This window comes from Nocardia sp. NPDC003482, from assembly GCF_053588115.1.
Map to the genome: position 1 here is coordinate 160,003 of NZ_JBSFPI010000007.1, position 10,499 is coordinate 170,501.

6 protein-coding genes are annotated in these 10,499 nt (G+C 72.8%); 1 reads left to right on the plus strand and 5 read right to left on the minus strand.

Features of this window, described 5'->3' with window-relative positions; genetic code table 11:
- Positions 1 to 189: 189 nt before the first annotated feature.
- The 5 genes from ACWDSJ_RS13130 to ACWDSJ_RS13150 all read right to left on the minus strand — a co-directional run bounded on the left by ACWDSJ_RS13130 (position 190) and on the right by ACWDSJ_RS13150 (position 8,486).
- Positions 190 to 1,524: a S1 family peptidase gene (locus ACWDSJ_RS13130; RefSeq protein ID WP_387357998.1), complete on the minus strand. Its 1,335-nt coding sequence runs from the start codon at positions 1,522 to 1,524 to the stop codon at positions 190 to 192.
- Positions 1,525 to 1,601: 77 nt separating this feature from the next.
- On the minus strand, positions 1,602 to 2,960 hold the full coding sequence (locus ACWDSJ_RS13135; RefSeq protein ID WP_450031771.1) for a S1 family peptidase: 1,359 nt from the start codon (positions 2,958 to 2,960) through the stop codon (positions 1,602 to 1,604).
- Between the two features lie 121 nt (positions 2,961 to 3,081).
- Positions 3,082 to 4,194 (minus strand): hypothetical protein, encoded by a 1,113-nt coding sequence (locus tag ACWDSJ_RS13140; RefSeq protein ID WP_450031773.1) that lies wholly within the window; start codon positions 4,192 to 4,194, stop codon positions 3,082 to 3,084.
- 59 nt (positions 4,195 to 4,253) lie between these two features.
- Positions 4,254 to 6,767, minus strand: coding sequence for a LuxR C-terminal-related transcriptional regulator (locus ACWDSJ_RS13145; RefSeq protein WP_450031775.1), 2,514 nt, complete (start codon positions 6,765 to 6,767; stop codon positions 4,254 to 4,256).
- Positions 6,768 to 6,776: 9 nt separating this feature from the next.
- Positions 6,777 to 8,486 carry an Hsp70 family protein gene (locus tag ACWDSJ_RS13150; protein WP_450031777.1) on the minus strand — a complete coding sequence of 570 codons (1,710 nt, stop codon included), beginning with the start codon at positions 8,484 to 8,486 and terminating at the stop codon, positions 6,777 to 6,779.
- Between the two features lie 253 nt (positions 8,487 to 8,739).
- Between ACWDSJ_RS13150 and ACWDSJ_RS13155 the strand changes: the two genes are divergently transcribed.
- The coding region (locus ACWDSJ_RS13155) for an IniB N-terminal domain-containing protein (RefSeq protein WP_450031779.1) at positions 8,740 to 10,499 on the plus strand (1,760 nt) is incomplete at its 3' end.

Consider the following 10,499-nt stretch of genomic DNA (forward strand, 5'->3'; position numbering starts at 1 on the left):
AGCATGCCGTGCGTGAGGAGTGCCGTGCCTGAGGAGTGCCTTGCGTGAGCGATGCCGTGCGTGAGGGGGGCCTTGCGCGAGGGGGTGCCTTACGTGAGGGATGCCGTGCCTTAGGGGTCGGAACCCCTCTGATCAACGACACAAAAAAGGCCGACAGCCCAAGGGCTGTCGGCCTTTTCGGCGTCAGACTCAGTTGGTGCGGACCCGGAGGCCGGGGTTGTCCGAGAGGACCACGTTGACCGGCTGGGCGAAGAGTTGGGGGGCGTCGCCGGTGAGGAGGCCGAGGAACTCGGGGATGGCGCAGACGGGGTAGTCGGCTACCGAGGAGGCGCTGGAGATGCCGAGGGCCAGGGTGCCGGTGACGATCGGGCCGCCGCTGTCGCCGGGGAGGGCGCAGATGTTGGCCGAGAACGACTGGGTCAGTTCACGATCGCCGACCTGGACGGTCTGGTCGACGGCGTTGACGACGCCGCAGCTGAAGCCGGTGCGCGAGCCCGACTTGCAGACGGGGGCGCCGACGACGGGGTCGGCCACGCCGGTGATGGCGATCGGGCCCGCGGCCGCGCGAACCAGGTTGTTGCTGAAGCGATCCCGGCTGCCGTCGTTGATCGCGATGATCGAGTAGTCCTGGTTGCCCAGCACCGACTTCTGGAACGAACCCAGCTGGTTGCCGAGGCGGTTGCCCGGCAGCAGCTCGAACATGCCCGGCGCGTTGGCGGTGCCCGCGGCGGGGATGTTCGGATCGCAGTGGCCCGCGGTGATGTTCACGACGTTGTTGTTGCGGTCGAGGCCGTTGAACCCGGCCGAGCAGATCAGCTGCATGCGTCCGGCGACCGAGGCGTATCCGGTGCCGGCGGAGTACGCGCCGTTGCCCTCGCCCGCAACGGGCTGGGCCTGCGGGATCTCCGCCTCCTCGGGGCCGACCGGCGGGGCGGGCATGACGATGACGCGCGCCGGATCGACGAATCCGGGCATCGGCAGACCGGCCTTGTCGACGCGCACCGCGATGCTGTTGTTCACGGTGTCGATCGCGACGCCGCGCACGGCCTTGGCCACGGCCTCGGGCTGATTCGAAAGCCATTGCTGGAAGGCGTTTTTCTCGCTGCGCAGCACGGTCTCGGTCTTGGCGACGTCCTTGACGGTGAAACCGGCGTCCTGCGCGGCCTTGCGGGCGTCGTCGAGGCCCTGCCCCTGCGCCAGCGCGACCACGGCCTGGCCGGCGTTGTCCAGCCACGCGCCCGCGTAGGACTGCGGATACTGCCGCTGGGCGTTGGTCGCGAAACCGGCCAGCTTCTGCGCGACGTCCGCGCGGTGCAGGTACTCCTCGGGGGAGATCTTCAGGTCGCGCTGGACCGCCGCGACGAGCTCGGCCGGGAGATTCGGCGCCGGCGCGGGTTCCGCGGAAGCCGACCCCGCCATCGGTCCGAGGACCAGCGCGGCGGCCGACGCGGCGACCGCTGCTCTGCGGAGAGGGTTCCGCGGGCTCGATCCCGCGGCGGACAGACGGATGCGTGGCAGGAGCATGAGGCGACTATATGGGGTTCTGATCGTTATGCCTACTCGTCTCGAAGGAGCGGGGAAAATTCATCTCGCGTTCGGGTTCAGCCCGCGTTGTTACGCGTGCGAACCGTAATTCCGGAACCCACCCCACCTGCGGGATTGGCTTCGATATCGGCGAGAATCGCGCGAATCGGAATGCCCAGCGAGGCGGTTCCCCCGTACTGCGCGAGACCGATGTTGGCCTCCCCGCAGTCCGGGGCGTCGGCGGCGTTGGAGCCGCTGGTGATGCCCAGGGCGAGCGTGCCGGAGACGATCGCGCCGCCGCTGTCACCGCCGAGGGTGCAGGCCGAACTGGCGAAACCGCGCACGGTCTTCGATTCGCCGTCGGTGGTGTAGAGCTGGGTCTCGACCCGGTCGGCGACCACGAAACCGCAAGTGAACGTGGACGATTGGCCCGACTTGCAGACCGGCGCGCCGACGATCGGATCGGCGACGCCGGTGACGGTCAGGGTGGTCCCGTTCGCGCCGCGCACCGAGGGCTGATCCATGCCCGCCCGCACCGCGCGGTCGTTCAGCTTGATCACCGAGTAGTCCAGGCCGCTGCGCCCGCCCAGCTGGGCCCGCACGAACGAGCCCACCTGCGGGCTGGCCTTGAGGTCGCGGACGTCGGGCACGTAGACCTCGGCGTGCTGATCGCCCTTGTCGATGTTCGGATCGCAGTGTCCCGCACTGATGTTCAGTGCGTTGCCCGAGGCGTCGAAACTGTTGAAGCCGAACGAGCACACGTCGACCGTCCTGAGCGCCTCGTCGGCCAGCGAGGTCGGCGCGCTGATGTAGGTGTCCCCGCCCATCGGCCGCCGCTCGACCGGCCCGCCGCTGCCCGGGGAGAGGACCACCTTGACGTTGGCGATCAGCGTGGGCAGGTTCAGCAGATGTCCGGCCGGGGTGTTGGCGACATTGACGACCAGCTGGCTGTTGAGGAAGTCGATGGCCACCGAGTTGATCGCCGAGGAGATCTCGCGCGGCAGCCCGCCGACCCACTGCGCCAACTGATCCAGGGAACTCTCCAGCCCGTCGGCCGAGATCGGCGCCAGCCGCGTCTGATACCCGTCGGAGGCCGCGATCCGGGCCGCGTCGAGCGAGGTGACCGCCACGATCGGCTTGCCGTCGGCGCCCAGCCACGCCCCGGCGAAGTCCTCGGGCCGCTCGGAGCGGAACTCGCGCGCGTAGTCGCCCAGTTGCTGCGCCCGGGCCGCCCGGTCCAGGTATTCGGCGGGCGTCATCTTCAGATCACGCGAAATCGCTTGTGCCAGTTCGGGTGACAACTCGTCCGCGGTGGATTGCTCCACCCCGGGCGCGGCCTGCGCGGGCGCGGTGAACACCGGGGCGAGGAGTACGGTGGAGGCGAATGCGACGGCGGCGGCTTTGACCGTGGCGCGACGCGCCGGCAGGTTGCGCATGGAGTCCCTTCGTCAGGCACCGGTGTGTGCCGGCAGATCCGGGGGCGGTAAGCCGTTGTGCGGTAACACCGGTCAGCGCTTCACTTTAGGGCACGAACGGGCAAAGTTCGCTACAAAACGATCACGGATTCGGGACCTCCAGCGCGGGCGGCAGCGGCAGGCCCGGAATGGGATCCCAGGGGTTCGGAACCGTGGGTGTGGAGCGTCGCGGCGTGGTCCGGGTGGGCCGGGCGGGCGTCGTGGTCGACGAGGGCGCGCTGGTCGGCGGCGGTGTGGTCGTCGGCGGGGGCGGCGGCGGGGTGGTCTCGGTGACCTCGGGGGTCTCGATCGGCGCGGGTTCGGGGATCTCGGTGACCGGTTCGGGCGTCGGGGCGGGCGGCGGCGGGGGCGGCGTGGTGGTCGAGATCGAGGAGCGCGCGTCCGGGAGCGGGGACGCCGGGGCGTCGTGGTCGCGGAGCAGCAGGGCCACGACCAGACCGCCCAGCATGAGTCCGACCAGTGCGGCCGCGGCGATCAGTAGCGGGATGCGGCGGCGCTGTCGGGACGCGGGGGGTTCGGCGGTGGTGGGCGGCTGTTCGGCGGCCGTGGTCTCGACGGATTCGGCGGCCGGGAAGGCGGCGGAGTACGCCTGCGCGACCGGTTGCGGGGTCTGCAACGCGGGCAGGATGTCGGTGACGTCGAGCGCGTTCTCGGCGTGCGTGGGGTCGGGCGGGGTGGTCCCGGCCGGGGTGGCGAGCACCGCGGCGAGGGCGGCCCGGGCCGCGTCGCGCGCGTAAGCCCGTCCGCCGCCGTCGGTTTCGGGCAGATCGGCCTCGCTGACCAGCACGACCGCCCGCAGACCCAGATAGTCCAGCGCGTCGCGCAGGGCGGCGACCTGTTGTTCGGGCCAGTCCGAGGGATGGGTGGCGTAGAACTCGGCCGGGCCCTCGAGATGGTCGGCGGCCAGATTGATCAGGCAGAACAGCGCGGTGGCGACCAGATCCTCGGCCCGGTACGCCTCCCCGTCGTCGACCGGGATGCCCGCCGGATCGCCGACCGCGGCGAAGAATCCGGTGATCGAATGGCTGTGTCCCACAGGTGGTTCGCCGCCGAGCGCCGCGTCGCCGTCGTCGGACATGTGCAGCACGGGTTCGCGCACGATGTAGACCGGTTCGGGGGCGTCCTCGGTGCCGCTGGTGAGGATCGCCGCGATGCACTCGTCCTCGGCGATCCGTAGGCCCACCCCTGTGGCCATCCTCGTTACCTCGCTTCGCGTCTCGTGCGCCCCCGGGGCGGCGCCGTCCGCGCCGAGCATCACACGAGCAGCGAACCGTGTCCCATGGCGCGGAGCATCGACAATAACTCGGAACGGGAGCCCGCTCCGATCCGACGCCGGATCCGCGCCACATGATGCTCCACCGTCTTCGCCGAGATGTACAGCCGAGCGCCGATCTCGCGATAGGTCAGGCCGAGCAGCACCAATTCGGCGACCTCGCGTTCGCGGTCGCTGAGCAGGGCGTCGGTGGGCGCGGCCGCCTGTTCGGGCCGGGCCCGCGGGGCCGGATCGGGCGCGGGGGCGGGCCGCTGCGGCGGGCGGGCCTCGGCGCGCACCGAGCGGGCAAGTTTGAGCAGCGCGGTGGCGGTGGCGGAGTCGCCCGTCGCCAGGGCGGCCTCGCTGGCCAGCCGGGCGGCGTCCCAGCTCATGCCGATCTCGGCGAGGCGGCGCACGGCGGCGGCGACCTCGTCGTGGGCGACCTCCCCGCGCAGCACGAGCACCCAGGTGCGGCCCGCGTCGGCGAGTACCGCGGCGTGCGGGTCGCCGGCGTGGGCGGCGGCCTTGAGCCGGTGGGCGGGCGGCAGCAGTTCGTCGGGACGTTCGTGGGCGATCGCGGCCTGGATCTCGTACCAGCTGAAGGCGTTCGCCCAGGCGGGCGGATTGCCCAAGCGGTGCAACAACTCTCGCGCGGCGTCCACCAAGGCGCTCACCCGGCGCTCGTCGCGCAGGCGGATTGCCGCCAGCCACAGCTCGCCGATCGGCAACAGCGCCAGCAGGTCGGCGGCGACATCGTCGAACAGCGGATACGCCGACTCCCAGGCCCGGGTGAGCGCGGCGTGATCGCCGCCGCGGCGGGCCAGTCCGATCGCGACGCCGTGCGCCAGCAACTGATCGCGGCGCGACAGGGCCGGGAGATCCAGTGCGGCGAGGAATCCGGCCGCGGCCTGTTCGTCGCCGCCGAGCATGGCGGTCCAGGCGCTCAACACCAGCAGATGCGGATCGCGTTCGGAGCCGCCGCGCAGGGCGTCGGCCGCGCGGCGCGGCTCGCCCATGCTCAGGCACAGCAGGGTCGCGATGGACACCGCGGTGCAGGGCAGGAAGCGGTCGGCGGCCGGGGTGGTCGCGGCGCGGGCGGCCTGGATCAGGGTCGACGCGGCGGAAACCGCTGCCGCGCGGACGCTTTCGCCGGGACGCGGCGCGCCGCCGGGCGGAAGGGGTTCGGGCAGGGTGTAGGCCAGTGCCGTGGCGATCAGCCCCGCGCGGGCGGTGGCCTCGGTGGGCGGCCAGTGCGCGGCGGAGGCCGACAGCATGGTCGCCGCCTCGACCTCGCCCGCCAGATATTGGACGGTGGCGCCGACGGCCCAGTCCGGGCCCACGCGCTGCGGGCCGAGCCACGAATACAGTTGCGCCGCACGGGCGGCCAGGCCGCGGCGGGTCCACACGCTCGCGCAGATCCGCACCGCCGCGGCGAGTTCTGCCGGGGGAGCGGTGGTTCCGGACAAGACGGGTTCGGCCAGGCGCAGCGCGGTCTCGTCGTCGCCCGCGCGGGCGGCGGCCTCGGCCCAGCGCACCGCGACCGCCTGTCGGTCGGCCCCGGCGGCGGCCGCCGCGGCGTAGTAGCGCACCGCCTCCTCGCCCGCCTTCTCGGCCGCGGCGCAAAGGAATTCGGCCAAGCGGGGATCGCGCAGACCCGATTCGGCCAGCAGCAGCGCGGTGTGGTCGCGCAGCAGGCCCGCGGCCCAGCGCGCCTCCAGCAGCCGGCGCTGCACGGCCAGGAAACGGCGGTCGCCGACGAGGGTGCGCAGCGGCGCGATCGCGGGGGCGAGCAACAGATCCGCGTCGGTGATCAGGGCGCTCGCGCGGGCGCGGTCGATGAGGTCGAGGGCGGTCTCGTGCTCGATGTCGAGCACCTCGCCCAGTTCGCCGGGGTCGAGTCCGGCGCCGGTGGTGGCCACCACGAACACGTCGAGCAGGCCCGGATCGGTGCCGTCGAGCAGCGAGCGGGCCCAGCCCGCCACCGCCTCGTCGACCGCGACGATCCCGGCGTCCAGGCGAGTGGCGCACGCCGCGGTGAGGGCCGCGACGACACCGCCGTGGATGCCCCCGGTCCGGCGATGGATGTGCTGGGCGACCGGGCGGGGCACCATCATGCCCAATTCCCGTGCGAACGGGGCGATCTCGGCCGCGCCCAGGGCGCGCAGGTCCAGGACGCGACCGCGCCGGGAGACGGCGTCGGTGAGCGCGCGCAGTCCGGCGTCGTGCGGCCGCGGCCGGGTCGCGACGACGACCGTGCGGGTACCGGAGGTCACCGTGGCGGTGAGTTCGGCGAGGTCGGCGCGCGCGAGCGTGTGCGCGTCGTCGACGATGAGGACGGTGGCGGAATCCCTGCCCCGCAACCGTTTTCGAATGGCGGCGAGCAGGGTGGACTTGCCGGTGCCGGAGCGACCGCGGATCAGGTAGACCCGGTGTTCCCCGTCCTGGGCGTCGAGTTCGCGGAGGATATCGCGCGCACCCGGGAGCGATTCGAGCGCGACTGTGTTGTCGGTGACCACGTTTCGACCTCAGCCACCCGTATGTCCGAGCACCTGGCCCGGTGTGTCGAGCACCTGGCCGAGGGTGTTGCCGGTCTGATCCAGTCCGTTGTTCAGGGTGCTGCCCAGATCCGGCACGGACGGCCGGGTGGGTGGGGACGGCGCGGTGGGTGGCTGCACGACCGGCGGCTGCACGGTCGGCGCGGAGGGTGCCGGAGCGGGGGCCGGGGCCGGTTGTGGGGCGGGTGAATTCGCCTGGGGGGCCGGGGTATTGGCGTCCGGTGCCGCAGCCTGCGGAGCGCCCGACGCGGTGCCCGGGGTGCCGGGTGTGCTGGGGTTGCCCGCGGCGGCGGGGGCGGCGGGATCGGTCGAGTTGCGGGAGGCGACCGGTGCGGCGGCGCCCGGGGCCCGATCCGATTGGCCGGGAGCGGTATTCGCGACCGGCGCGACCGAACCGGCGGAGGCGGTGGCGCTGTTCGCGGTGGTCGGTGTGCCGGTGGCGCTGGTGCCCGTGGAGGTCGACGACGAATTCGAGGTCGGCGTGGATTGCAGGGCCGTGCCCACCGCGAGGGTGCCGGTCGCGAGCGCGGCCACGGCCACCGCGGCGCCGGCGACGAAGGCCGCGCGCCGCCAGGAGCCGAAGCGCGGAGTGGGGCGCGCCTGCGGGAGGGGAGGTAGCAGGGCGGCCCGCTCGGGTTCCGGAAGTCGTTGCACCGCAAGGGCTTCGGTGGTCGCGGCCACCTCGGGTGCGGGGGCGGTGTCGACCGCCTGTGCCGCGATGTCGGCGGCCAGCAGGGCCGCGCCGCGCGCCGCGGTGTGCGCGGGATTCTCGACGGTGATCGGGGTGACGCCGAATTCGGTGGAGACCAGTTCGGTCAGCAGCGGGATGCCGCTGCCGCCGCCGGTCAGCAGGACGCGCTCGATCCGGTCCAGTCCGGCCAGGCGCGCGGCCCGGTGGATCAGATCCAGTGAGGCGAGCAGGGATTCGCGCAGCAGATCCTCGAGTTCGTCGCGGACCAGGCGGACGTCGCGGGCGCTCCCCGGCAGCCGGACCGGTACGACGGTCGCGGTAATAGCGGAAAGCTCCTCTTTCGCTTTTTCGCAGCGGCGGCGCAGGGCCGCCAATTCCCTTTCGACCATCGGGTCGAAGGGATCGAAGGAGTTTTCGCCCTGAGCGTTTGCCAGTACGTAACGCATTGTCAACAGATCGAATTCGGCGCCGCCGGTCTCGGTGGACCGCAGCGGTTGCGCGAGCAGCCCGGCGCCCGGCTCGGCGCCCACGACCGAGACCGTGATCCCGGACGCGCCCAGGTCGTAGACGACGACCGGTGCGCCGCCGGAGACGTCGTCGTGGGTGGCGGCGAGACCGCGCACGGCGGCGACCGGTTCGGGGATCAGGGTGAGATCGGTCAGGCGGGCGTGATCCAGTGCGGCGCGCAGGGCGGTGACGGCGTGCCCGGACCACCACGCGGGGTAGCCGAGCACCGTCGCGACCGGCCCGGTGTCGTCGCTGAGACAACCGACCAGTTCGGCCACGAGGTCGGCCGCGGCGATCGAGTCGCCGTCGTCGGTGCGGATGGCGACCGGATCGCCGACCCGCGCCAGCACGTCCTCCGATACCGGCGCGCTCGGCCGGACATCGATCGCGGCGGCGTGCAGGTCGTCGTCTCGCTCCGGAATCGTGACGGCGACGGTGTTCGACGACCCGACGGTGATGCCGAGCGCGAGGCCCTGAGTCATTCGGGAATCCCCTGTCGTTAGCGCGGTGCGGTCGTCTCGACCTAACGGGCCTGTCGGTTGCTGGGGGTTCCTCGTTACTCGGGGTCGATTAATACGGGGAAATTCCCCTAATACGCGGTCGGCCCCCAATGCCCCCGGGGTGGGCAAGGAGGGGGCTTCACCCCGTTTCGCGTAACGCAAGGGCTTCCTAGCGTGAAAGGCAATTCGACTACTGCGGATCGCCGACGGTCCGCCGAACCAGGAGACGATGGCGATGAGCCCCAACGCGATTCTCGAGTTCATCCTCAGCCTGCTGCGCGACCAAGAGGCCGCGGTCGGCTATTGCGCGAACCCGACCCAGGCGCTCTGCGCCGCGGGTCTCGAGGCGGTGACCCCGGAGGATATCGCCGCCGTGGCGCCCATGGTGGCCGAATCGGCCCTGATCAGTGGCGGTTCCCAGCTCTCGGCGATCGTGGCGGCGGGCGCGGGCGCCGGTGCCGCCGCGGCCGGGGGGCTCGGCGCGACCGCGGGCGCGGTCACCGAGGCGGGCCTGGGCGCCGGTGTCGCGGCTGGGGTAGAGACCGGCGTGCAGGCCGGGACGGGGCTGGACCTCGGCCTGACCGGCGCGACGGGCCTCGATCTGGGCGCGGGCCTGGCGACCGGCCTGCAGACCGCGGCCGGTCTGGGTGCCGGGCTGTCCGCCGGACTCGGCGCGGCCGCCGCGGTGGGAACCGGCGCGGTCGCCGGACTCGAGGCGGGCCTCGCGGCCGGCATCGGCGCCCTCGCGGGTGTCGCGGGCGGCCTCGGCGGTTCGCTCGGCGCCACCACCGACATCGGCGGTGACCTCGGCGCGGAGATCGGCACGGGCCTGGAAGGCGCGCTCGGCACCGGGCTCGAGGGCACTCTCGGCACGGAGATCGGCGCGGATGTGACGACCGGCCTGGAGGCCGGAATCTCGACGGCCGCATCGGCATTCACCGAGGCCACGGCCGATATCACCGGCGCGGTGAACGCCGCCACACAGGCCACGGTCGGCGGCCTCGCCGACGCCACCACCCACCTCGGCACGGATCTGGGTGCGGCTCTGAATGGTTCCGTGGGTGCGGTCGGTGATCTGGGTGCGGCCTTGAATGGTTCCGTGGGTGCGGTGGGCGACCTCGGTGCGGCCCTGAACGGGGCGGCCGGTGACCTCGGGGCCGCCCTCAACGGTTCTCTCGGTGCGGCGGGCGATCTCGGCGCGAATCTCGGTGGGGCGCTGAACAGTGGCCTCGAGGCGGGGGCCGAGCTCGGGGGCGCCCTCGGTGGGGCGGCCGAGCTGGGCTCGGATCTCGGTGCGGCGCTGGGCGGTTCGCTGAACGGTGGTATCGAGGGCGCGGGTTCGGCCGCGGCGGGTCTCGGCGGGGCGCTCGCCGGGGGAGCGCAGGCGGCCGGGAATCTCGGGACCGGCGTGTCCTCGGATCTGAACGGTGCCCTCGGCGGCGCGGCCCAGGTCGGCAGCGGTCTGGAGACCGGGATCTCCTCGGGCCTGGACGCCTCGCTGGGCGCGGGTGCCGGGCTCTCGTCCAACCTCGGCGGCGCCCTGAACGGTGCCGGGCAGGTCGGAAGTCAGCTGGGCACAGGCATTTCCACGGGCCTCGGCGGAGCCGCGCAGGCCGGTGCGGACCTGGGCGCGGGCCTTTCCACGGGCCTCAACGGCTCCTTGGGCGGCGCCGCGCAGACCGGTGCCGATCTGGGCGCGAGCCTCGGCGGTGCCGTGCAGGCCGGAAGTGGTTTGCAGTCCGGGATTTCCCCGGGCATCGGTGGCGCGGCGCAGGCCGGGGCCGGGCTGGGGACCGGTATTGATAGCGCTCTCGGTGGTGCGGCGCACGCCGGGGCTGATCTGGGCACCGGGCTTTCCTCGGGGATCGATGGTTCGCTGGGCGGTGCCGCGCAGGCCGGTGCCGGTTTGGAGACGGGCATCTCGTCCGGGCTCGGCGGTGCCGCGCAGGCCGGGGCCGGTCTGGGAACGGGCATTTCGTCCGGTATCGACGGCTC